Origin of the sequence: Streptomyces sp. NPDC051576 (assembly GCF_040681835.1) — a bacterium.
GTDB lineage: Bacteria > Actinomycetota > Actinomycetes > Streptomycetales > Streptomycetaceae > Streptomyces.
Genome location: NZ_JBFAZO010000005.1, coordinates 128,321 through 149,548 on the forward strand (window position 1 = coordinate 128,321; position 21,228 = coordinate 149,548).

Genomic DNA, 21,228 nt, shown 5'->3' on the forward strand with positions numbered 1-21,228 from the left:
CGGCCGATCAGGCGACGAAACACCCGACATACCGGACCGGCGCCCGGACGGTCGACATGCGAGCGGCCGACATCAGGCCGGCCGTCGACACCCCGCTCGCACCGGCGTCGCCCCAGCTGCGACCAGGCCCCATGCCACGCCGATCGGCCCGAGCAACGCCCCCTTGACTCCCTTTGCATAATGCAAAGGTAAGGAAGGGGAATTGATGAGTGCCATCCAGGCATCCAAGGACAGGAATCGTATGACCAGCACCGCGACGAGCGGCTCGACTTCTCCATCGGCCTTCGCGGGTCTGCGCTCCGACTCCTGGGGCCTGATGATGCTGGCCGTGGTGATCGGGGGCGGGGCCGGCGCGGGCTCGGTCGTCTTCCGCTGGTGCATCAAGACCTTCACGCAGCTCTTCTCCGGTCACTCCGACTACGCGGCCTCGCCCGGCGCGAGCAATCCGCACACGCCATGGCTCGGGCCGTACTTCGTCGTCCTCGCCCCGGCAGTCGGCGGCCTGCTGTACGGCCCGCTGGTGAACCGGTTCGCCAAGGAAGCCCGCGGGCACGGGGTACCCGAGGTGATGCTGGCCGTAGCCCAGCGCGGCGGCCGGATCAGCCCGAAGGTCGCCGTGGTCAAGACCCTCGCCTCCGCCCTGACCATCGGCTCCGGCGGCTCGGTGGGCCGCGAGGGCCCGATCGTGCAGATCGGTTCGGCCCTTGGCTCCACGCTCGGCCGTGTGACGAAGGTGACCGAGGGCCGGATGAAACTCCTGGTCGCCTGCGGTGCGGCGGGCGGCATCGCCGCCACCTTCAACGCCCCGCTGGCAGGTGTGTTCTTCGCCATGGAACTGATCCTCGGCACCTTCAGCGCGGAAGCCTTCGGCGCCACCGTGCTCGCCAGCGTCACCGCGAGCGTCATCGGCCGCGCCGCCTTCGGCAACACGGCCTTCCTGAACCTCCCCGACTTCCACGTCGACCACCTCACCCAGTACGGCCTGTTCGCGGCGCTCGGCATCGGGGCCGCCGTGGTGGGCATGGGATTCGCCCGGTTCCTTTACCTGATCGAGGACGCCTGCGACTGGCTCTGGCGCGGCCCGGAGTGGCTGCGTCCGGCGGCCGGTGGACTGGTGCTCGGCCTGGTACTGCTGGCCCTGCCGGAGATGTACGGAGTCGGCTACCCAGTCCTGCAGAAGGCGACGGAGGGCGGTTACGCGGTCGGCTTCCTGCTCCTGCTGCTCGTCGGCAAGATGCTGGCGACCAGCCTGACGATCGGCATCGGCGGCTCGGGCGGGGTGTTCGCCCCCAGCCTGTTCATCGGGGCGATGTTGGGCTCGACCTACGGCATCGGCGTACACCATCTACTGCCCCAGTCGGCCGGCGCGGTGGGCGCGTACGCGCTGGTCGGCATGGGGGCGGTGTTCGCCGGTGCGGCGCGCGCACCGATCACCGCCGTGGTGATCCTCTTCGAACTCACCGGCGAGTACTCGATCATCCTGCCGCTCATGCTGGCCATCGTGCTGGCCACCGCCACCAGCCGCCTGCTGTCGGGTGACACGATCTACACGCTCAAACTGCGCCGCCGCGGCATCGACCTGGAAGGGGCCGCCGTCGGCGCACGGATCGGCACTCAGCACGTCGGCGGCGTCATGGAACCGCTGCCCTCCGCCTTGCCCGCGTCGACGACCCTGGCGGACTCCGCCGACCTGCTGAGCCTGTCCGGCCACGGAGCACTCCCGGTGGTCGACGACAGCGGCCACTACGTGGGCGTGGTCACAGCGCAGGCAGTGGCGGAGTCCCTGGCGGAACAACCGGAGGACGCACCGACGCTGATCGGACAGCTCGCCGAAACGCCCGCGCCCGTCCTGGCCGACCAGCCCCTGGCCCAGGCGCTGCACATCCTCCTGTCAGCCGCGGGGACGGGTGTGCCGGTTCTCGACCCAGTCCAGGGCAGGCCGGTCGGCTGGCTGAGCCACCAGAGCGCCCTGCGGGCGGTGCACATGACCGCCTGACAGCGTCCCGAAGAGGCTCGCGACCTATTTTTGCACTATGCAAAAATAGGTCGCGGGACTTCGACGGACGGACTACTCCAGGGAGGTCTGCCATGCACACAGAGCACGTCCAGCGCTCGTACTCGTTCGTATGTCTCGTCTGCGGGTACGGCTGGGAGGACACGTACGACATCGACGTGACCGTGGACGAGTACGCACGGATCACCGCCGCCTACCAACTCCACGGCAAACCCGTACCGTCGCCGTTGCAGTCGCCCTGCTGTCCGGCCTGCGAGAGCGGCAAGGTACGCATCATGCGGCCGGGACGCGTCGCCTCGGCCCGCCTGCACGAGAGGTGATGCCGATGGGGTCCCATCACCACCCTCCGGCGTGACTGGAGACACTGGGCTGGATCGGCCTCGCCCTGGCGGGAGCGAGTGCCCTGGCGATCGCCATGGACCTCCTGCTGCGACGGCGTTGCCCTCTCCCCGGACAGGAAAAACGAATATGTAGCATCATGCAAGCTTTACCTAGAGCAAAGGTTATTGGGTCCTGCCGCACCCGTACTCCTCGACGTTCACGCTGTTCACGTCGGGAGACACCATGCGTATGTCACGGAGCACGACAGGAACCTTCTTCGTGGCGGGGGCGCTGAGCCTGACCCTCGCCGCCCTCGTCTACCCGAGCATCCTCGGCGTCCAGACCACGGCCTCCAACCCGTCCCGGATCATCGCCAACACCCAATGGGGACCGCTCACCGAGGCCGATCGCAATTTCGTCGTCTTCGTGCGCTCCGCCGGGCTCTGGGAAGGCCCCTCCGGGGACCTCGCCATGAAGAAGGGCACGACCGCGGCCGTACGCGAGGCCGGACGGCACCTGGTCATCGGCCACGCCGCGCTCGACGCCGCCTGCCGGAAGATCGCCCCTGAGCTGAACATCACCATTCCCAACCAGCCCACTCCGCAGCAGCAGGGCTTCCTGGCGGCCTTCCAGTCGGACACGGGCAAACAGTTCGACACCGACTTCGCCAACACCCTGCGCATCACCCACGGCTCGATCTTCAACACCATCGCCAAGATCCGCTCCACCACCGAGAACACCCTCGTGCGCCAACTGGCCGACCAGGCCAACGACGTGGTCCTCGACCACATCACACAGATGGAGAAAACCGGACTGATCAACTTCAACCAGGTGAACTTCCAGGAGACCACCCCGCCGAAGCTTCCCGCCTCTCAGGTGACGCCGCCGGTACCGCAGCCGGGCTCGCCCATCGTCGCACTCACCGTGCCCCCCGGTCTGGCCACCGCGGGAGTCCCGACCGGTCCGGCCACCACCTCCGACGACGCCTCGAACGGCTCCTCCGCGTCATCTCCGACGCCGTCGCCGACCACAGGATGAGGCCGCCCCGTCGACTACGGAACGGCAGCATGCAAGTTTTACCTTGCGCAATGATCAGTCGGCATGGCGTGCCCGTACCTCCTGGCGAACCGTCCCCCTCGCGTCAGGAGGCGCCATGCCCATCGCCCGCAGCACGGTCGGAACCCTTGTCGTCGGCGGGGCGTTCACCGCCACCCTGGCTGCCCTCGTCTACCCGGGCATCCTGGGCGTCCAGACCACGGCCTCCAGCCCGTCCCGGATCATCGCCAACACTCAATGGGGACCACTGACCGAGGGCGATCGCGACTTCGTCGTGAAGGTCCGCTCCGCCGGGCTCTGGGAGTACCCGCTGGGCGAGCTCGCACTGGAGAAGGGCTCGACGCCGGAGATGAAGGAGGCGGGCAAGCACCTGATCGTGGGACACGCCGGGCTGGACGACCTGTGCCGCCAGATCGCGCCCATGCTGAACATCGCGCTGCCCAACCAGGCGACCCCGCAACAGCAGCAGTTCGTGGCGACCTCGGCGGCACAATCCGGCCGGCAGTTCGACAGCACCGCCGCCAACATCATGCGCGTCACCCACGGCCAGATCTTCCCGACCATCGCCAAGATCCGCGCCAGCACCACCAACACCCTGGTGCGCCAGCTCGCCGACCTGGCCAACGACACCGTTCTGGACCACATCACGGTGCTGGAGAAGACCGGAGTGGTCAACTTCGACCAGGTCAACTTCCAGCAGACCACCCCGCCCAAGCTCCCCAAGGACCAGGTCACCCCTCCCCCGCCCCAGCCCGGCGCACCCATCGTCGCCCTGACAGCCCGCCCCGACCTGAACATCAACACCGCCTCACCAGCACCCAGCCCCTCCGCCGGCTGATCAGCAGGCGACGGCGCCGCCCTCCGGCCCGGGCACCGCGAAGGAGAGATGAGTGAGCCGGTAGGAGCGGATGACGGCGACCAGGCTCGCGGCCACGAGTACCGCGGCCCACGGCGCCAGATCGCGCGCCGCCCCCGGAATTCCAGCATCCGCCTCCGCGCCGCGCGGGGCACCGCGCCCCGTGGGTCGTACACGACGGTGAGCGCGTCTGCGGGCCGGGTGGCACTCCCGCAACCGCGCCAGATGCGGACTGCCAGCGGTACGCCGTCGGCGTCCGCCACGGAGCAGAGGTACAGGACGCGCCCGCCGTTCGCCGCCCTGCCGTCCTCGACCGACGTCACCACGACGGGCTGCACCTGTCCCCGCTCCGCCAGCACCATGCCGGCGGCGGCCTACGGAGCCTGCAGGGCGAGGCATGCGCCGAGTAAAACTGCCACACCGACGAGCGCACGTCCGGCCCCCACGAACGACAGATACAGGGCGACGGCTGCCGCGCACACGAGGCCGGCCTCGCCGTCGGCGAGCGACGGCCTCCCCGTCCACGCGCCGAAGAGCGTCGTGCCGATGATCGCCCCAACACCGAGGATCCCCACAATGATCCCCTCCGCGACCAACCACCGGGGCGGCAGCCCGACGAACTCCGCGGGCCCCCACACCGTGGCACGCAGATGCTGCATGAGGTGCGGTTCGGCGGCGGGTGAGGGCCCACGTCTTCGGCGCATCCGTGTCACCCTCCCCGTGTCCCTGCCGGTGCGTCAGCGACCGCCGAATCCGACGGCACGAGCCACCGTGCCTCCGATCGACCCCACCTGTGCGCCCGCGCTGCCGAAGTCCGGCAGCCGATCCCACACCCACCGGTCCATTGCATTACGCAAAACTTCCGGGGTCAGGGAAGGAGCCGTCCGGAGCTCGGTACCGTCCGAACGGGGAAGCAGTTACACGTCGTGCGCCATCGCACCGTCCACGACCCAGCCGAGGGGGTGCGGCTCCGGGTCGTCCAAGGCGGGCGCCGGCGGCTCCCCTCCCGCCCTGTTGAAGGCGTTGAGAGCCTCGATGAGCGCCAGCCGCTGGGTCGGACCCAGCCGTGCGACGATCGTGGCGATCTCGGCGCGGCGCCGGGCGGTGACGTCCTCGACGGTGCGCCGGCCTTCCTCGGTGAGCTGCAGCAGGGTCTCGCGGCGGTTGCCGGGGTTGGTCTGGCGGTCGGCGAGCCCGGCCGCGATCAGCCGGTCGACCATCCGCATCGCGGTCGACGGCGCCACCTGGAGCAGGTCCGCGAGGGCGACGAGCTTGGTGGCCCCCCGGGTGGACAGCACGACCAGCATCCGGAACTGCGGGAGCGTGACCCGCTCCTCGACCTCGGCGAGGGAACGGGCGGAGACCGCCACCAGCAGGCGCGAGGCGGTCAGCACCGCCCGGGTGACGGCGTCGACGTCGTCCATGGTCCCCGCAGGGTTCTCGTGCTCCGGCATATGTCCTTTCTACCTTGCCGCAGGCGCCGCCCCCTCACCCGATGGGAACAGATTTTCCTTCCCCATGACCGTGATACCGGAGCAGCAACATCGCGGCGTCGTCATGGAGCGGCCCTGACGCGTGCCGGACCAGGTCCTCACGCAGGGCCTCCAGGGCGCGCTCCGCATCGGGCTCCTTGATCAGGTCCGCCCGGTCGCCGAGAGGGTAGAAAGAGCCGTCCGCTTTCCTTTTGACACAGACATCCCTCCCCACCTTTAGACTACGCAAAGGTTCATGTGAGGGAAGGGCTCTCGGGCCCGGCCCTTTACCCAACGGAGGCCGGGAGCCGACATGCAGGACCTCCGGAAGGCGCAGATGCCCCACCGAAAGACCGCACCAGGACGGCCCCAACTCCCCACCGGCTGGCGGCGCTTCGTCGTGCGCGTACCGATCCTCCTCTTCCGCTGGGGACTGGGATGGATCTTCGGCGGACGACTGCTCCTGCTCCACCACACGGGCCGCGTCACCGGGCTCGATCGCCGAGTAGTCCTCGAAGTGGTGGAGCACGAGCCGGACGACACCAGTTGGATCGTCGCGTCCGGCTTCGGCCCGAGGGCGGCCTGGTACCGCAATCTGCGCGCGGATCCGAAGACCGTCATCGAGGTGGGCGGCAGTCACCATGCTGTCACCGCCCGCTTCCTGGCCGCGGTCGACGGCGCCGAGATCATGACTCGTTACGCCCGAAGGCACCCACGGACAGCCCGCCGCCTGTGCGCGTTCATGGGTTTTGCCCCGGACGGCACCGGCGCCGGATTCCGGGAGGCCGGCCGGGCCGTTCCCTTCGTACGGCTGGGCACCGGACCTGGGTCGACTGCCGCGAAGAGCTAGATGTATCGGCTTGCAGCGGGCCGGGCGCCCCGGGATCGGCCCGGGGCGCCGCTTCACGGCTGCCGCTTCCCTAAGCCGTGACGACCGCCCTCCACAACGGGCGCCGAACAGAACCAGAGTGACGCACGACGCGGCTGCGATGGCACGATGCGCACCCGGCGTCAGGGTCTCGTAAGAACCAGGGTCAGCCGGGAGCTGGGTGGGCACGGGAGTGGTCCGAAAAGGCATCCCACAGCACTGGCATCAACTTTTGCACTGTGCAACAATCATATGGGGGACCAGTCGGCGGCCGGGCTTGCCTGGCGCCCAGGAGTGATCGGCACCGTGTCGCGGGTGGAGGCGAGCACTGGCCGCCGACGGGCCTCCCACCGCCGTGAGCTTCAGCGGTGCCACTGTGGCTGCGCCCCTCGCAATCCATGGGTGGCTACAGGATGACGCCCACCGAAGCCACGGAGAAGAGGAGTCCGCTGCGCCTCCCCGAGGTCTGCCATGATCCCGGCTGCCGCGGAGAGCACAGGACGGCAGCGCTCGACGCATGCCGACAAACGCGGACCGGGACCGACGGACGCGGTCGGCGAAGTGCGGGAACCGGAGGATCAGGGGCCCGGTCCGGCAGGGCGGGACATGAACTTCCCGGCAGGACGCCGACATGCCTCCCGCGCCCTCGGGGCCGCCGCCGCGATCGCAGCGACCTCGGGAGCTCCGTTCGGGATGCCCACCCGTCCGGGCATCCCGGACGGCACGCCCGGCAAGGGCATCCCACATCCGCCGGGAGGCGTATTGCCGGCCGGAGTGTCCACCACGACGGCCACCACGGGCACACCGTTCCCGACTCCCCGTGCCACTTGGGATACGCAGCCGGGATGGGCCTTCACCTCGCCCTCTGGACATCGATTGAACGATTGTTTAGCATTCTGTACATGCGTTCAATCCGGGATGACCGAACCACCCGTGCGGTCATCCGCGACGAGACCCTGCGTCTGTTCGCCGCCAACGGCCCGGAGACGGTGACGATGCGGCAGATCGCCGCTGCCGCCGACGTGTCGCCCGGCCTGGTCGTGCACCACTTCGGATCGAAGGAAAAGCTGCGCCAAGAGGTGGACCAGCACGTGCTGGACGTCTTCGAGGCCATGCTCGGCGAACTGACGGGCGAGGGCGGAGCCGAGCTGCTCGACCCCGGCGCCGGGACGGGTTCGCTGAGCGAGGCGTTCGCCCGGCACCTCCCGGACGACTCGCCACTGCCGGGCTACCTCCGTCGGCTGCTGGTGTCCGACACGGACGCCGGGCGGTTGCTGTTCCGGCGACTGTACGAGCTGAGCAGGGCCGCGCTGGACGGTCTGGCCGCAGCCGGACTGGCCGACCCCGGCCGGGACCCGGCCGTGCGCGCGGCCTTCCTCCTCGCCAACGACCTGGCCCTGTTCCTGCTGCGCGACCGCCTCGCCGAAGTCCTCGGCACGGACCCGCTGTCGGCCGGCGGGATGACGCGCTGGGCCCCGGAGATGCTCAGCATCTACGCGGGCGGGCTGAACGCCGCACCACCGGAAACACAAGGAGACGCCCCCTAAGGAGACCGCACATGGCACCCGGGTCAACACCCGTACGCGAGCAAGTACTTGAGGCCCGCGACATCCACAAGTCCTTCGGCAAGCGCCCCGTCCTTCGCGGCGCCGACCTCACCGTCGCACCCGGACAACTCGTCGCCGTCGTCGGGGAGAACGGTGCCGGAAAGTCGACGCTGCTGAAAATCCTGGCCGGCACCCTGCCCGTGGACCGCGGCGAGGTTTCCCTGTCCGGGACCCTCGGCTACTGCCCGCAGGACCCCGTCCTGAACGCGAGCCTCACCGTCGAACAGCACCTGCGCTACTTCGCCGCAGCCCACCGCCTGCCACACGTGGACCGGGCCCGCGAACTCGCCGCCCTCCTCGGCTACGGGCAGTACGCGACTTCCGTCGTCGACGAACTGTCCGGCGGCACCCGCCAGAAGCTCAACCTCACCCTGGCCCTCCTGCACGACCCGGATGTCCTGCTCCTCGACGAGCCGTACCAGGGCTTCGACTGGGAGACGTACCTGCGCTTCTGGGACCTGGTCGAGGACCTCCGAACCCGGGGCAAGGCTGTCGTGGTCATCACCCATCTCGTCTTCGAACAGGACCGCTTCGACCTGCTGGCCGACCTCACCGACGGCCGTCTCACCCCCCGCACCACGTCCAGGGAGGACCAGCATGTCGGCGCCTGACGCCGTCCGACTCCGGCCGCTGTACGGCCAGTTCCCGACCGCTCTGCGGTTCTGCGTGCGCGACCAGACGCGCAACCGGCTCGCCGGACTGCTGCTGGCCCTGTTCGTCCCCGCCTGGTACCTGATGATGGACGCCATGGCCGGACGGACGCCGCTGGACTTCAGGCTGTACGCCACCGGCGAGGTTCTGCACGTGGACGGCGGTCACCTGACCCTGATCTCCGCCGGTCTCAACTCGGTCACGATGATCGCCGGGTTCGTCGTCTTCGACGCCGTCCGCAAGGCCCTCGCGTTCGACCGGCGCCTGGTCTTCTCCGGATACCGGCACGGCACGCTCATCGGAGCCAAGTCCCTCGCCGTCGCCCTCGTCGCCACAGCCATCGCCCTCTACACCGCCGTCGCGATGCTGCCCTTCTGGCGCCCGGGCCTTGTCGGCTGGTGCGCCGTGCTGGCCGGCTTCACCGTCATCGCGCTCACCTACGGCGCCCTGGGCCTGCTCCTCGGCGTCCTGGTCAGGCACGATCTGGAGGGCTTCTTTCTGATCATCATGGGCGGGTTGATGGACACCTTCCTGCAGAACCCGCTGGGCAACCCGCTCGCCAACAAGCCCGTCCTGGAGTGGTTCCCCTCCTTCGGCCCCATGCAGTTCGCCGTCGGCGGCTCCTTCGGCCAGACCACGCTCTGGGGCCACCTCGCCCTCGGCCTGACCTGGGCGGGCGCCTTCGGAGCCGTAGGGCTGGTCATCTTCAAGATCAGAACACGGAACCGTACGCGCACCGACGGCTGACGGACGCCGTACTCCCGCCGTAGCAGCCCACGACTCCCCTCGGAGTACCCACAACCCGCTCCCCCGGTACGACGACCGCCGCAGCGCGCCGATCGAGCATGAAGCCATGATTCTCATCGAACTCTTCGCACCCGCAGGCGTCCTCACCCCGGCACAGCGCCAACAGCTCGGCAGGCGGCTCATCGACGCGCTCATGAGCACCGAAGACGCCCACGCCGAGGCCGTCATGGACTCCGCCCGCGCCCTGACCCAGGTCCTCATCCACGAACCGGCCGCCTGGATCACGGGCGACCGTCACCCGACGGACCCCACCGACCCGCCCCGCTACCTGATCCGCGTCAGTGCCCCCGCCGCCTGGCGCAAGGAGATGAGCGCCCACGCCATCGAACGCCTCACCCAGGCCCTCGCCGAGGCCGAGGCGGACGCCGGCCGCAACCCCGACCGCCTCCGCGACCAGCCGCACACTCTGATCCACGTCCTCGGCATCGCCGAAGGCAGTCTCGGGATGTACGGCCGCCCCATGGGCAGCCTCGACCTGATCCAGCACATGACCGCCCCGCACCGCGACGCCATCGCGGACATCCCCACGGGCGACCTTCCGCCCGGCACCGTCATCGACCCGGTGTGCGGCATGACCGTCGACCTGAACTCCACCGACCTCACCCTGGACCACGAGAACACCGTCCACGGCTTCTGCAACGGTCAGTGCCGACGCATCTTCGCCGACGAACACGGCGTACCGCTGAACGCCTAGGGTTCAGCGGTAGTCCGGGTTCGGCGCGTCGGCGCGGCAGCCCGCGTCCCACTCCGAGCGCACGTTGCCGTGTGCGGGAACGCCCTTGGCGCGCTTGAGCATCGCCGCCAGGTGCATCAGGTTCCAGGTCATGAAGGAGGTGTTGCGGTTGGTGAAGTCGTTCTCCGGGCCGCCCGATCCGGGGTCGAGATACGAGGGTCCAGGGCCCGCCGGTCCGATCCAGCCGGCGTCGGCCTGAGGCGGGATCGTGTAGCCCAGGTGCTGGAGGCTGTAGAGAACGTTCATGGCACAGTGCTTCACGCCGTCCTCGTTGCCGGTGATCAGACAGCCGCCGACACGGCCGTAATAGGCGTACTGTCCCACGGAGTTGAGCAGTCCGGAGCAGCTGTAGAGCCGCTCGATCACCTTCTTGGTGACCGAGCTGTTGTCGCCCAGCCAGATCGGTCCGGCGAGCACCAGGATGTCCGCGGCCAACACCTGCTCGTACAAGGCCGGCCAGGCGTCGGTGGCGAAGCCGTGCTCGGTCATGTCCGGGTAGATGCCGGTGGCGATGTCGTGGTCGACGGCCCGGATCTCGGACGTGGTGACCCCGCGTTCCATCATGATCGCCGCGCTCTTGTCGATGAGTCCCTGGGTGTGGCTCTGCTGTGGGGAGGGCTTGAGGGTGCAGTTGATGAACAGGGCTGTGAGGTCGTCGAAGCGGTACACGTCGTCGGCGGAGTTCGCGGTCGTCATGGCAGGCTCCTTCGTATGAGGTGCGGGGACGGGTCCAGCCGCAGCCTCTCGCATGGATATCCGTTTGTCGCGCTTTGTCCTTCACTCGTCACCATTCCGACCGATGTCGCGCGCTCACCGGCAACAGCTGGGATCCTGACGCTGTCCAACCCCACCAGGGACCTGCGCGACCCCGAACACCGGCTCACCGATCGGAAAGGCTGCACCTGATGCCGTACGACGAAGGGCTGGCCGAGCGAATCCGGGAGCGGCTGGGGACGGATCCCGACATCACCGAGAAGCGGATGTTCGGAGGCATCGCCTTCCTGCACCGCGGCAACATGGCCGTCGGCGTAACCGGCGACGACCTCATGGTGCGGGTCGGTGCCGACGCCACGGACGAGGCCCTGGCCAGGCCGGGCGTACGGATCTTCGACATGACGGGCCGCCCGATGCGCGGCTGGGTGGTAGTCGCGGGATCCGCTGTCACGGAGGACGACGTGCTCAGCGGGTGGATCGAGGAGGGTCGCGCCTTCGCGGCGGGTCTGCCGGCCAAGTGAGGCCGGCCCCTCGTCACACGGCGGTTCCGCTACCGAGGGCTTGCAGGGCGTTGTGCACCGTCGCGTGTAGTGCTTCGGCGTCGGCTCCCGCGCGGGAGCGCAGATTCACGCCGTAGGCAAGCAGCGCCAGCAGTTCGGCTGTGGCACGCGGGCCGACTTCGGCGGCGAGTTGTCCCCGCGCCTCGGCCGCGACGAGCGCCGTGTACAGGGCGTCCCGCAGTTCCTGGTGGTGTCGGTCGAGCAGAGCGCGAACCTCGGGATCGCCGCTCTCGGCACTCGCGTGCGCATTGGAGACCAGGCATCCCCAGCGGGCATGCTCGCCGGTGCACCGCGCCTCGATGAGTCCGGTGAAGAACTCGGCGACGGCAGGCAGTCCCCGCCCGTCGTCGGCGAGACGACGGAACGCCGGCCGGGACCGCTGATCCAGGTAGCGGCGCAGTGCGGCGCGGTAGAGCTCCTGCTTGCCGCCGAAGGTGGCGTAGAGGCTGGAACGGTTGAGGCCGGTCGCGGTCACGACGTCCTGGATCCCCGTCGTGGCCACGCCCTGGCGCCAGAACAGCCGGACCACGGCATCCAGGACCGCGTCCGGGTCGAAGTGCTTGATGTCCGGCATGCTCCACCCCGTCATCTTGGAACGTCGATTTCAAGATATCCCTCGCACCCCCTTGGCATGAGATCGCGGACTCCCATATCTTGAAACGGTCATTCCAAGTTAGTCGGACGCCGACCGGGAGGATCGAGCACCGTGACCGACCTCAACGCCGAACTGCGCACCTTCTACAAGGCCCGCCAGCAACAGATCCCCGCAGGGACGAGGGAGATCATGCAGCGGGCGGTACGGGAACTGGCCGCCTCCGGGCAGGTCGACCGCGCCCTGACCTGCGGTGCCGACGCCCCGCGCTTCCAACTGCCCTCCGCCACCGGCGAGTCCGTGGCCCTGGAGGACCTGCTCGTCCACGGCCCCGTCGTGCTGACCTTCTACCGTGGCGCCTGGTGCCCGTACTGCAACCTCGCCCTGCGTGCCCTCCAGCAGCACCACACCGACATCACCGCACGTGGCGCCCGCCTCGTGGCCGTCTCCCCGCAGATCCCCGACGAGTCACTCACCCTTACCGAGAAGCACGGCCTCGCCTTCGACGTGCTCAGCGACATCGGTTCCGACACCGCCAAGCAGTACGGCCTCGCCTTCGACCTCCCCGACGACCTCGCCGCCGTCTACGACGAGCTCGGCTTCGACCTCCAGCGCGTCAACGACGGCCACCCACGCACCCTCCCGCTGCCCGCCACCTACGTCATCAGCCGTGACGGCACGATCCGCTGGGCCTTCGTCGACGCCGACTACACCACCCGCGCCGAACCCGCCGACATCCTGGCCGCGGTGGACGCACTCGACGAACCCCGCTAGCGCATCACGGGCGAGCGGCCGCCAACAGATCGACCACATAGGTCTCTTCCAGCGTCCGGTCGGGGAAAGCCGCGCGCAGTCGCTCGCGCTCCTCCGCGCCGGACCCCGGCGAGCCTGGAGCCAGGACTGCTTGCGCCCCGAGGGGTCCGGCACCCGCTTGCCCTTCGGACGCAGCCTCACGTACCTCAGCTTCGCGTGCGCCCGTTCGCCAACCCCGCCGTGTCCATGGCTGCGCCCGCCTGGTCGGCCAGCGTCACCGCAACCAGCCGTGCCCTGAGCGACGGCACGACGCCCGGAGCAGGGTCGAGCATGAACCGCCCGAAGTAGTGGCCGTTGCCGTAGGTCCGCACCTCGATCTCACCCTCGGGCCAGCCACTGGCGTCGACGTCCCAGTGCCGACGACCGACTGCCAACGCCCCGTCCCGCTCCAGCCGCGGAGGCCGGCCGATGAGCGTTCCGTACTCGAAACGGCACCCTTGCAGTGCCAGCAGTTCGGTCAACTGACGCCGCACATGCTCGACTACGGCATCGCCGGAGCCGGCGCTACGGCTGAGGTCAGCCGTCTCGTGGATTCGGCGGAGGTGGTCGGCGTCCGTCACGGTGATCACCTCAAGCCGTCTGGCGCGAGCGGCCAGTTGGGACACGATCAAACCGACAACCAGGAGCAGCACACCAGTTTCGATGTCGTCGGTGTCGGTCATGGTGAAGCGCTCGTACGGACGGGTGAGGAAGAAGTCGAACCAGGCCGTGGCCGACAGCGCCGTGACCGCGCCGGCGACCCGGTTACCGACAGCTGCGACCGCGACGACCGCCACGACAAGGATCAGCGCGGCGTTGGTGTTCGACAGATCGGTGCGGAAGGGCACGAGGGTCAACGCCACCAACAACGGCCCCAGCAGGGCCGCGGCCAGAGCCAGCCGGTCCCGCAGTGGATAGCCGGTCATACGGATCCACCTCCTGCGCGCACGCGGCAGCTCTTGCGCGCATGCTCCTCCCCCCACTGAACTCGTTTCCCACACCGCAGGGCACGAGTCTTGACGCACCCCTGGCGGCAATCATCTGGACGTTGACGCCGCCTTGACGCGCCGACCCGACAGCAGCCGGTGGTGATCGGGCGACCGAGGTTGACGTAGCAGATGTGTCAGGCGATCAGACGGCGGACGACGCTGTCTCCCCCCGTGCCGGGCAGTTCGCCGGCCTCGGCGACGGTCAGGAGGCGGTCGGGCATGCGCTCCTTCCACCTCCACCCTGCCGAGTGGCCATCACTCTCCAACACGTCCCCGTCAGCCATCGAGTCGGCCGAGCGGTGCACCAGGAGCTCCACCGACAGCAACGACGCGACCGGAGGCCATCCGGCGACAAGCACCGGCTGCCACTCCAAAGCCGGCACCGCCGCAATGTTCGCGGCCAACGAGACCCCGATCCCCAGGAGGAACGCTGACCACAGAGCCCCTCGCGCACGCAGCGTGCGCGCGCCGGAAGGCTTCAACAGGCCGTCCGTGGCCAGGAGTAAGAGGCCATCCACGGACAACGGCCACAACGAGGCACTGACACGATCCGCTCCGCCCTGCAGCGCGAACTTCCGCTGATGGATGTACGAGGCGTATGCGGCGACGCCCGCAACCACCAGAGCACAGAGCGGCCGGACCCACGCGTCAAGATCGAACTCACTGAGCCGGGACACCTCCTGATCGGCCTCGGCGCCATGAGTCATCGACGCCACCGCCGCACCCTGAGCGTCCGTCCGCCCCTTTGGATGGCCCTTTTCCGACGGTTCGCATCCGGGTCGACCAGCAGCCCGACGCCGTCCCCCAGTGCACAACCAGTGCACACTTGCGCGGGAAGTTCCGGGAACTCCCAGGTAGAAGGGAGCGGTGCCCAGGCCACCCACAGCACCCCGGCTAGGCCATAAGCCCAGGTGAGAGCCACGACGAAGGACAAGCCGCACCATACACGGCGTATAGCGGCGAGCCCCGCCCACATCTCGCGTGGGCCGTCCGGAGCCCGGAGGGACCTGGACAGCTCACACCTCTGCCGCGATTCCTCCACCCACCCTCGTCAGTCGTGCGGCACCACCGCGACGGGCGCGGAGGCGTGTTGGAGTACCGCGTGTGTCACGGGTCCGATGTGGCCGCCCACCGAGGCGTGGCGCCGTTCGCTTCCTACGACGACCAGCGCCGCGTCGCGTGAGGCGTGCACGAGGTGACGGCCGGCGCCGCCGATCGCCGTCTGCGCGGTGACCTCCACGCCGGGGAACTTGTCCTGCCAGGGCCGCAGGACATCACCCAGTTCCCGCCGCAGTTGCTCGGCGTCCAGGGCGGCGCCGTAGCCGTCGGCCGTCGGTTCGGTCCAGCCGTGGACCACCCGCAGACCGGCCGCTCGGCGGCGGGCCGCCTCGAAGGCGAACTCGACCACCGCGTCGCAGGGGTTCTCGGTGTCGAGTCCCAGGACGACGTCGCGGTACGGGGTGGTGATCGAGCCGGCGCCCGTGGCATCCGGCAGATGTTCGTCCTCGGCGTGTTCGCCGGCCCGTACGAGGACGACGGGCCGCTCGGCGCGCGCCACGAGGGCGAGCGCGACGGAACCGACCAGGAACCCGGCAACGGCACCGAGCCTGCGGGACCCGATGACCAGCAGTTCGCTGTCCTCGGTGGTGGTCAACAGGGCCGGGACGACCTGCTCCTCGATCTGGCGGCCGGTGACCCGGAGCCCGGGGTGGGCCGCCGCGAGCCGGGACTCCGTCTCGCGCAGCAGGTCGGCGGCCCACTCGCGCTGCACGTCGGTCACGTCGAGGGTCGGAAACCCCGTGAACGGCGCGTACAGGGGGCGCAGCGAGTCACCGGCGTGCACGAGACGCAGGGGTACATCGCGTTGCAGCGCTTCGCGGGCGGCCCAGTCCGCGGCGGCGAGGCTTTCGGGGGAGCCGTCGAGACCGACGGTGATGGCGGACATGTGCGACCTCCTTCAGGATGCACCGTCAGTCTCCGGCCGCACACGCGGGTGGCAGGAGGGGCCTGAGGTCCCTGTCGGGGGCCCGATCGGCCCACTGGGGCTCAGCCCGCGTCGCCTTCCCCGCCCGACGCCGTCTTGGAGTAGCCGTCCTTCCAGGCCGCCTTGGCGCCGGAGTCACCGATGCGGTAGACGTCCACGACGGCTCCCGCGGCGACCGCGACCGACAGGACCGCGACGACCACGCGCACGGATGTGGCGGACCAGCGCGGGTTGCCCTCGGTGCCCGTTCCGGACGCGGCCGTACGACGGGCCGCCCACCAGACGACGGCCGCGAGCAGGAACAGGCCCGCCGCCCAGGGCAGCAGGCCGTCGCCGAGTTCGGTGTGCCGGCGCACCAGGGCGTTGTCGTCGACGTGCCGCTCCAGCCATTCGCCGGCCTGGGTGGTGAGCGGCACGCTCAGAAGGGTGACCAGGGCCACCAGCGGCAGCACGATGCCCATGCGCCGCGCCGCACCCGGCCGGATCGCGCCGACCACGAGGGCCAGCGCGGTCAGGGGGACGAGTACGACGACGAAATGCACGAGCAGAATGTGCGCGGGCAGGCCGTTGACCAGGCTCATGTGGGCTTCTCCAGCGGGTTGGGCCTTGGGGGCGCCGAACAGGCGCGCGCCAGCGTGGCACAGGAACCTCTCAGCTCCCTCTGAGCCCAGACACATCGGCGACTCGACGAGTGCGCGCAGGCGAGCGAGGTGTGCGACTCGGCGGCGATCAGCATGGCGCCGATGACAACGGTGCCGTGCACCGAGTTGAGTCCGACATCAGCGGGGTGTGCAGGTCGCGGGGACCTTGCTGATGACCTCGATGCCGACCAGCACGCTCAGCACGAACACGGTGATCCCGGTGAGGAGGTCTAGGTTGTTCATGACGTTTCACCTCCGGGTTCGGTTCCTCGTTCGGCGGGCTCTGGACGTCGAGGAACCGGGCACCCAGGGACTCCACCTACCCTCGTGACGCGGGGCGTACGTCGTACGCCGAGACGACGGCGCCGAGGACCAGAACCTGCGCCGGGCGCATGGTGCCCGCCGCGATGCGGCCTTGGGCTGGCGATGTTGGCCTGGGGGGGTCAGCGCGTCCATGGGACTGGGCGCGGCTGAGAGTGCACGGCAGCAGGTCGAGGCTGACCGTGCGGCGTCGCCGAGGGGCAGTACGGCGGCGAGGGGGTGGGCCCGGCGATAGGCGTCGAGTTCTACGGGCGCCCAGCGGAGCGGTGGACTGCAACTGCCGTCGGGGCGTACGTCACTTGCCTCGCACCGTCGCCACGAGTCGGCCACGAGACTCCGCATGCCCTGTGGCTCGGGCCGTGAGGAGGTCACGAATCGCTCGTGAGCGGCGCGCGGCGCGGAGGCCGAGGCGTCGCTGGGAACGTCCATGGCACCTCCCGGGCACCTTCGTGGCGGACGGGTCGTGTGCCGGAGGACGCGATCGCGGTCCTGGGCATCGACCGCGGCGGGCCGGGGAGCAAGTCCCCGGCCCGCTCGATGAGTTGTCCGGCAGCCACGTCAGCAGTGCACCGACGTGCGGTGGTCCGTCCGGACCGGCTGGTGTGGCGTCGGCGGCGTCCGGTGAGTCCCCCGGTGCAGCATCCGGACCGCGAGATCGTCGAAGAACGCGGCGAGGACGCAGGTCAGTCCCATCGCCAGCACGAGCAGCACCGCGAACCTCTCCCAGAACTCCGGTGTGAGACTGGTACCCACTGTCCTCGCCCTCCCTGATCGCTGTCCTTCTCCTTGCTTCCAGCCAACTACGGCGCAGGCCGGGGTGCTTGAGCCGAGAGGGGCGGAGCGGGGTCCGATGGGGCCCTTGCGGGTGGGCCGTACGGCCCCTGGCCGGTCGGGCTGTCGGGCTGCCCGACCGCCGTGGCGGTGTCGGGCGTATGAAGGCGGGGGCACGGTCGACTCCGGCCGCCCGTCAGCCCTTTCCGCCGCTGCGGTTGCGCCACTGCGGGCCGACGCGCTTCCATTCCGCGTCCCATTCGGCCAGGCGCTGTCGTAGCAGGCGCCGACGTATCAGCCATCCGCCTGCCAGCACCATGGAGCAGGCGCCGGACCCGACGAGCACTCCGTTCCCCAGCACGCCCAGGGTGTGCTCCGTCGCCGTGGGAGGTTCGGGGACCAGAGCACCGGCACGATTGGCCCACGCCGTGATGCGGGTGCCCGCCGTGGCGCGTGGCTCGACCTTCGCCCGCGCGGTGTGTGTGACGCCGTCCGTCGTCCAGCGCACCTTCGCCCATACCTTGCCGTCGTCGAATCCGGTCGTGACGGCCGAGGTCTTCGGAGCGTCCTCGGTCAGCACGGCGGCGACCGCGTGTATGTCCGCCCGGCGTTCGGTCAGGTAGTGGTCGGTCTCCGTCGCGGCTGCCTGGCCGGCGATGGCTCCGGCCAGGAGGGCGAGCGTCCACGCGGCGAGTACGACCCTGGCCTCGACGACGTCGCTGTGGCGCCGCAGGGGGTTGTGCCGCCAGCGCCAGAACCACACTCCGGTCGGCTTCGCCCGCTGTGCCCGTGCCATGGGGTCGACACCTCCTTGAGTGTCGTGACGGTCAGACCACGGTTCCGGCGCCGCCCACCCAGCCGGTCCGCTCGTCGTCGGGCAGGTCCGGGTCGAGGTCGGGGTGACGGAGCGGCCCGGACAGCGCGCAGTCCACGTCCACCACGCCCTCGACGGCCCGCACCAGACGGGTCACTACGGGGACGAGTGAGGTGTCCCGTACTCGGCCGGTGAGTCTCACGACGCCGTCGTGGACCTCCACCTCGATCGGTCCGACGGGGGCCGTGAAGGTGTGCGCGACGACGTCCCGGCGCACCTCGTCGGCGATGTCGGCGTCGTCCCGCAGGAACACCTTGAGCAGGTCGGTGCGGCTGACGATGCCCTGCAGCACTCCCGCCGCGTCGACGACGGGCAGGCGCCTGAGGTTGTGCCGTGCCAGGAGGCGTGCGGCCAGGCCGGCGGTGTCGTCCGCGTGCACGGTGACGGCCGGCGCGGTCATCAGGTTCTCGGCGGTGACGGCGTCGGCCTTGGTCAGGTCGGACCGGTGGTGCGGTCGCTCGGAGCGGTCCGGATCGCCGTCGCGGAAGATCTCCTTGGGCAGCAGGTCGGCCTCGGACACCACACCGATGACACGGTGGTCGTCGTCCAGTACGGGGAGGGCGCTGACCTTCCACTGCCGCATGGTCCTCGCGATGTCCTTGAAGGCCGCTCCCGCGCGAAGTGAGACCACGGTGCGGGTCATCAGGTCGCTCACGAGGTAGGGCGTGCCGGCCATGGCGTCCTCCAGTGCTCGGATGCCGTCCTGCGTCACACTTCCAGCGTCCACCATCACACGCGCCGGGGCATGGGCCGGGCGGCCCTGGTCCCGGGACCGAGGGGCTCGTCCGTGGCGGGGCGCGGGATTTCCCCGCGCCCCGTGCCCTACGGCTTCTTCAGGGGAACCCGCCACGTCAGCGTGGTTCCGCCGCCGTCAGGTGCGGTCAGCTCCATGCGGCCGCCCAGTTGTTCGGCCCGCTCGGCCATGTTGCGCAGGCCGCTGCGGCGGCCTCCGTCCGGGACGCCCACACCGTTGTCGGTGACCGTGAGGTGTACGGTCCGGCCGTCCGTGGCCAGCACCACCTCGACCCGGGTCGCGTGAGCGTGCCGGGCGATGTTGGTCAGGGACTCGGAGAGGACCGCCACGATGTGGTCGGCGATCTCCTTGGGGACGTCGGTGTCCAGCAGGCCTTCCATCCGCACGCTGGGCGCGAAGCCCACCACCGGCGCGGCCTCCCCGACCACCCTCACCGTGCGGGCCCGCAGCCCCGCCTCCCCGGCGCCGTCGCGCGACCGCAGGCCGAAGATCGTCGACCTGATGATCTTGATGGTCTCGTCCAGGTCGTCGACCGCGCGCGCCACGCGCTCGGCGGCCTCCTCGTGCTCGATGAAGCGGCCGGCGCTCTGCAATGTCATGCCGGTGGCGAACAGCCGTTGGATCGCGAGATCGTGCAGGTCACGGGCGATGCGGTCACGGTCCTGGAGTACCGCGACCTCCTCCGCGGTCTGGCGGCGCTCCGCCAGTTCCATCGCGACGGCGGCCTGCGCGGCGAAGGCCTGAAGGGTTTCGGTCTCCGTGGCGGTGAACACCGGCCGGCCCGTCTCCCGTGCCAGCAGGACCACGCCGCGCGCCCCCGCCTCGCCCGTGCCGATGGGGACGGCAACTGCGGGGCCGAGTCCACCGAAACGCGGCGGCTCCAAGGAGATGCGTTCGTCGCGGCCCACGTCCGCGCTGGTGACCGGCGCCGCGGCGGAGAAGGCGAGCCCCATCAGGCTGCTGTCCATGGCCAGCACGAGCCCCTGGTGCGCCTCGGCGTCCATCCCGACCGCGATCTCCACGGCGAGCACCCCGGTGCCCTCCATGGGCAGCGCGACCGCCGCGAGGGCCGCGCCGGTGATCTCGCCCGCCCGCTCGGCGATCAGGGCGAGGACCTCGCTGCGCTCGGCGTCCGACATCAGCCGGTGGGTGATCTCCGCGTTCGCCTGCAGCCAGCGCTCACGCAGCCGTGACTCCTCGTACAGCCGGGCGTTGTCGATCGCGACTCCGGCCGCCACGGCGAGGGTGAGGGTGACCGAGACGTCCTCCTCGTCGAACTGGGCGCCGTCACGCTTCTCGGTCAGGTAGAGGTTGCCGAAGACCTGGTCGCGCACCCGGATGGGGACGCCCAGGAAGGTGTTCATCGGCGGGTGGTGGGCCGGGAAGCCGTACGAGGACGGGTGCTCGGCGATCTTCGCCAGCCGCAGGGGCTCGGGGTGGTGGATCAGCTCGCCGAGAATGCCGTGCCCCTCCGGGTACGGGCCGATCTTGGCGATCTGCTCCTCGCTGACCCCCACGGTGTGGAAGGCCGACAGCCGCCTGCCGTCCGGGCCGATCACCCCGAGCGCCGCGTACTCCGCGTCGACGAGTACCGCCGCGGCCTCCACGATGCTGTGCAGGGCCTGCTCCAGGTCCAGTTCGCGGCCGACCGACAGCACCGCCTCCAGCAGGCTGTGGACCCGGTCGCGGGTACCGCGGGCCGCGTCCAGCCGTGCCTGCAACTCCTCCAGCAGCTCGTCGAGCCGCAGGTGAGGCAGACGTACTCGGGCCTCCTCGGGGCTTCCCACCGCTGCTCCTCCAGGTCGGACGGACACCCACGGGTCCGATCAAGTGCCACGGTAGTGGTCGGCC

Annotated in this window: 23 protein-coding genes and 2 pseudogenes; 11 read left to right on the top strand and 14 right to left on the bottom strand. The window is 69.9% G+C overall.

Features of this window, described 5'->3' with window-relative positions; translation table 11 throughout:
* Nucleotides 1-316 precede the first annotated feature (316 nt).
* The 4 genes from AB0M63_RS17895 (at nt 317) to AB0M63_RS17910 (ending at nt 4,229) form a co-directional block, all read left to right on the top strand.
* Nucleotides 317-1,996, top strand: a complete 1,680-nt coding sequence (locus AB0M63_RS17895) for a chloride channel protein (protein ID WP_366020376.1) — start codon at nt 317-319, stop codon at nt 1,994-1,996.
* Nucleotides 1,997-2,088: 92 nt separating this feature from the next.
* Nucleotides 2,089-2,334 (top strand): hypothetical protein, encoded by a 246-nt coding sequence (locus AB0M63_RS17900; RefSeq protein ID WP_355901615.1) that lies wholly within the window; start codon nt 2,089-2,091, stop codon nt 2,332-2,334.
* A gap of 244 nt (nt 2,335-2,578) precedes the next feature.
* Nucleotides 2,579-3,373 (top strand): DUF4142 domain-containing protein, encoded by a 795-nt coding sequence (locus AB0M63_RS17905; protein ID WP_366020033.1) that lies wholly within the window; start codon nt 2,579-2,581, stop codon nt 3,371-3,373.
* Between the two features lie 115 nt (nt 3,374-3,488).
* Nucleotides 3,489-4,229, top strand: a complete 741-nt coding sequence (locus AB0M63_RS17910; protein ID WP_355901617.1) for a DUF4142 domain-containing protein — start codon at nt 3,489-3,491, stop codon at nt 4,227-4,229.
* A 392-nt stretch (nt 4,230-4,621) separates the two neighbouring features.
* Here AB0M63_RS17910 and AB0M63_RS17915 read toward each other — a convergent pair whose 3' ends face one another.
* The 3 genes and pseudogenes from AB0M63_RS17915 to AB0M63_RS17925 form a co-directional block, all read right to left on the bottom strand.
* Nucleotides 4,622-4,951, bottom strand: a complete 330-nt coding sequence (locus tag AB0M63_RS17915; protein WP_366020034.1) for a hypothetical protein — start codon at nt 4,949-4,951, stop codon at nt 4,622-4,624.
* Between the two features lie 213 nt (nt 4,952-5,164).
* A complete protein-coding gene (locus AB0M63_RS17920; protein WP_355901618.1) occupies nt 5,165-5,701 on the bottom strand; it encodes a MarR family transcriptional regulator in 537 nt (178 codons plus the stop codon).
* 34 nt (nt 5,702-5,735) lie between these two features.
* Nucleotides 5,736-5,918: pseudogene (locus tag AB0M63_RS17925) on the bottom strand (hypothetical protein); the annotation flags it as partial.
* Between the two features lie 114 nt (nt 5,919-6,032).
* On the opposite strand from AB0M63_RS17925, the gene AB0M63_RS17930 reads away from it, so the two are divergent.
* From AB0M63_RS17930 to AB0M63_RS17950, 5 genes are all read left to right on the top strand, one after another.
* Nucleotides 6,033-6,569 carry a nitroreductase family deazaflavin-dependent oxidoreductase gene (locus tag AB0M63_RS17930; RefSeq protein WP_366020035.1) on the top strand — a complete coding sequence of 179 codons (537 nt, stop codon included), beginning with the start codon at nt 6,033-6,035 and terminating at the stop codon, nt 6,567-6,569.
* Nucleotides 6,570-7,489: 920 nt separating this feature from the next.
* On the top strand, nt 7,490-8,134 hold the full coding sequence (locus tag AB0M63_RS17935; protein ID WP_366020036.1) for a helix-turn-helix domain-containing protein: 645 nt from the start codon (nt 7,490-7,492) through the stop codon (nt 8,132-8,134).
* A gap of 11 nt (nt 8,135-8,145) precedes the next feature.
* Nucleotides 8,146-8,805 (top strand): ABC transporter ATP-binding protein, encoded by a 660-nt coding sequence (locus tag AB0M63_RS17940; protein WP_366020037.1) that lies wholly within the window; start codon nt 8,146-8,148, stop codon nt 8,803-8,805.
* Entirely contained in the window at nt 8,792-9,592 is an 801-nt protein-coding gene (locus AB0M63_RS17945; RefSeq protein WP_355901622.1) for a hypothetical protein, read from the top strand. The genes AB0M63_RS17940 and AB0M63_RS17945 overlap by 14 nt, the downstream gene beginning before the upstream one ends.
* Before the next feature lie 106 nt (nt 9,593-9,698).
* Nucleotides 9,699-10,346: a hypothetical protein gene (locus tag AB0M63_RS17950; protein ID WP_366020038.1), complete on the top strand. Its 648-nt coding sequence runs from the start codon at nt 9,699-9,701 to the stop codon at nt 10,344-10,346.
* A gap of 3 nt (nt 10,347-10,349) precedes the next feature.
* Here the strand turns inward: AB0M63_RS17950 and AB0M63_RS17955 are convergent, their stop codons facing one another.
* Nucleotides 10,350-11,081: a flavodoxin family protein gene (locus tag AB0M63_RS17955; RefSeq protein ID WP_366020039.1), complete on the bottom strand. Its 732-nt coding sequence runs from the start codon at nt 11,079-11,081 to the stop codon at nt 10,350-10,352.
* A gap of 209 nt (nt 11,082-11,290) precedes the next feature.
* Between AB0M63_RS17955 and AB0M63_RS17960 the strand changes: the two genes are divergently transcribed.
* Entirely contained in the window at nt 11,291-11,620 is a 330-nt protein-coding gene (locus AB0M63_RS17960; protein WP_366020040.1) for a TfoX/Sxy family protein, read from the top strand.
* A gap of 13 nt (nt 11,621-11,633) precedes the next feature.
* Here AB0M63_RS17960 and AB0M63_RS17965 read toward each other — a convergent pair whose 3' ends face one another.
* A complete protein-coding gene (locus AB0M63_RS17965) occupies nt 11,634-12,233 on the bottom strand; it encodes a TetR/AcrR family transcriptional regulator (RefSeq protein ID WP_366020041.1) in 600 nt (199 codons plus the stop codon).
* A gap of 132 nt (nt 12,234-12,365) precedes the next feature.
* Here AB0M63_RS17965 and AB0M63_RS17970 point away from each other — a divergent pair, with 132 nt between their 5' ends.
* Entirely contained in the window at nt 12,366-13,025 is a 660-nt protein-coding gene (locus tag AB0M63_RS17970; protein WP_366020042.1) for a peroxiredoxin-like family protein, read from the top strand.
* A gap of 4 nt (nt 13,026-13,029) precedes the next feature.
* Here the strand turns inward: AB0M63_RS17970 and AB0M63_RS17975 are convergent.
* The 9 genes and pseudogenes from AB0M63_RS17975 to AB0M63_RS18015 form a co-directional block, all read right to left on the bottom strand.
* Nucleotides 13,030-13,119, bottom strand: a pseudogene (locus tag AB0M63_RS17975) (SAM-dependent methyltransferase); the annotation flags it as partial.
* Nucleotides 13,120-13,210: 91 nt separating this feature from the next.
* On the bottom strand, nt 13,211-13,969 hold the full coding sequence (locus AB0M63_RS17980; protein WP_366020043.1) for a DUF4118 domain-containing protein: 759 nt from the start codon (nt 13,967-13,969) through the stop codon (nt 13,211-13,213).
* Between the two features lie 197 nt (nt 13,970-14,166).
* A complete protein-coding gene (locus tag AB0M63_RS17985; RefSeq protein WP_366020377.1) occupies nt 14,167-14,739 on the bottom strand; it encodes a DUF2637 domain-containing protein in 573 nt (190 codons plus the stop codon).
* A 344-nt stretch (nt 14,740-15,083) separates the two neighbouring features.
* Nucleotides 15,084-15,977, bottom strand: coding sequence for a universal stress protein (locus AB0M63_RS17990; protein WP_366020044.1), 894 nt, complete (start codon nt 15,975-15,977; stop codon nt 15,084-15,086).
* Nucleotides 15,978-16,078: 101 nt separating this feature from the next.
* Nucleotides 16,079-16,597: a DUF2231 domain-containing protein gene (locus AB0M63_RS17995; protein WP_355901630.1), complete on the bottom strand. Its 519-nt coding sequence runs from the start codon at nt 16,595-16,597 to the stop codon at nt 16,079-16,081.
* Between the two features lie 939 nt (nt 16,598-17,536).
* Entirely contained in the window at nt 17,537-17,731 is a 195-nt protein-coding gene (locus AB0M63_RS18000; protein WP_366020045.1) for a hypothetical protein, read from the bottom strand.
* Between the two features lie 214 nt (nt 17,732-17,945).
* On the bottom strand, nt 17,946-18,545 hold the full coding sequence (locus AB0M63_RS18005) for a hypothetical protein (RefSeq protein ID WP_366020046.1): 600 nt from the start codon (nt 18,543-18,545) through the stop codon (nt 17,946-17,948).
* 31 nt (nt 18,546-18,576) lie between these two features.
* Entirely contained in the window at nt 18,577-19,299 is a 723-nt protein-coding gene (locus AB0M63_RS18010; RefSeq protein WP_366020378.1) for a CBS domain-containing protein, read from the bottom strand.
* 146 nt (nt 19,300-19,445) lie between these two features.
* Complete coding sequence (locus tag AB0M63_RS18015; RefSeq protein ID WP_366020047.1) at nt 19,446-21,164, bottom strand: GAF domain-containing sensor histidine kinase; 1,719 nt, start codon at nt 21,162-21,164, stop codon at nt 19,446-19,448.
* Nucleotides 21,165-21,228: the final 64 nt, after the last annotated feature.

Excerpts from the sequence above, each read along its gene's own strand:
- AB0M63_RS17895 (WP_366020376.1), top strand. The coding sequence starts at position 317 with ATGATGCTGGCCGTGGTGATCGGGGGCGGGGCCGGCGCGGGCTCGGTC.
- AB0M63_RS17900 (WP_355901615.1), top strand. The coding sequence starts at position 2,089 with ATGCACACAGAGCACGTCCAGCGCTCGTACTCGTTCGTATGTCTCGTC.
- AB0M63_RS17905 (WP_366020033.1), top strand. The coding sequence starts at position 2,579 with ATGCGTATGTCACGGAGCACGACAGGAACCTTCTTCGTGGCGGGGGCG.
- AB0M63_RS17910 (WP_355901617.1), top strand. The coding sequence starts at position 3,489 with ATGCCCATCGCCCGCAGCACGGTCGGAACCCTTGTCGTCGGCGGGGCG.
- AB0M63_RS17915 (WP_366020034.1), bottom strand. The coding sequence starts at position 4,951 with ATGCGCCGAAGACGTGGGCCCTCACCCGCCGCCGAACCGCACCTCATG.
- AB0M63_RS17920 (WP_355901618.1), bottom strand. The coding sequence starts at position 5,701 with ATGCCGGAGCACGAGAACCCTGCGGGGACCATGGACGACGTCGACGCC.
- AB0M63_RS17930 (WP_366020035.1), top strand. The coding sequence starts at position 6,033 with ATGCAGGACCTCCGGAAGGCGCAGATGCCCCACCGAAAGACCGCACCA.
- AB0M63_RS17935 (WP_366020036.1), top strand. The coding sequence starts at position 7,490 with ATGCGTTCAATCCGGGATGACCGAACCACCCGTGCGGTCATCCGCGAC.
- AB0M63_RS17940 (WP_366020037.1), top strand. The coding sequence starts at position 8,146 with ATGGCACCCGGGTCAACACCCGTACGCGAGCAAGTACTTGAGGCCCGC.
- AB0M63_RS17945 (WP_355901622.1), top strand. The coding sequence starts at position 8,792 with ATGTCGGCGCCTGACGCCGTCCGACTCCGGCCGCTGTACGGCCAGTTC.
- AB0M63_RS17950 (WP_366020038.1), top strand. The coding sequence starts at position 9,699 with ATGATTCTCATCGAACTCTTCGCACCCGCAGGCGTCCTCACCCCGGCA.
- AB0M63_RS17955 (WP_366020039.1), bottom strand. The coding sequence starts at position 11,081 with ATGACGACCGCGAACTCCGCCGACGACGTGTACCGCTTCGACGACCTC.
- AB0M63_RS17960 (WP_366020040.1), top strand. The coding sequence starts at position 11,291 with ATGCCGTACGACGAAGGGCTGGCCGAGCGAATCCGGGAGCGGCTGGGG.
- AB0M63_RS17965 (WP_366020041.1), bottom strand. The coding sequence starts at position 12,233 with ATGCCGGACATCAAGCACTTCGACCCGGACGCGGTCCTGGATGCCGTG.
- AB0M63_RS17980 (WP_366020043.1), bottom strand. The coding sequence starts at position 13,969 with ATGACCGGCTATCCACTGCGGGACCGGCTGGCTCTGGCCGCGGCCCTG.
- AB0M63_RS17985 (WP_366020377.1), bottom strand. The coding sequence starts at position 14,739 with ATGACTCATGGCGCCGAGGCCGATCAGGAGGTGTCCCGGCTCAGTGAG.
- AB0M63_RS17990 (WP_366020044.1), bottom strand. The coding sequence starts at position 15,977 with ATGTCCGCCATCACCGTCGGTCTCGACGGCTCCCCCGAAAGCCTCGCC.
- AB0M63_RS17995 (WP_355901630.1), bottom strand. The coding sequence starts at position 16,597 with ATGAGCCTGGTCAACGGCCTGCCCGCGCACATTCTGCTCGTGCATTTC.
- AB0M63_RS18005 (WP_366020046.1), bottom strand. The coding sequence starts at position 18,545 with ATGGCACGGGCACAGCGGGCGAAGCCGACCGGAGTGTGGTTCTGGCGC.
- AB0M63_RS18010 (WP_366020378.1), bottom strand. The coding sequence starts at position 19,299 with ATGGCCGGCACGCCCTACCTCGTGAGCGACCTGATGACCCGCACCGTG.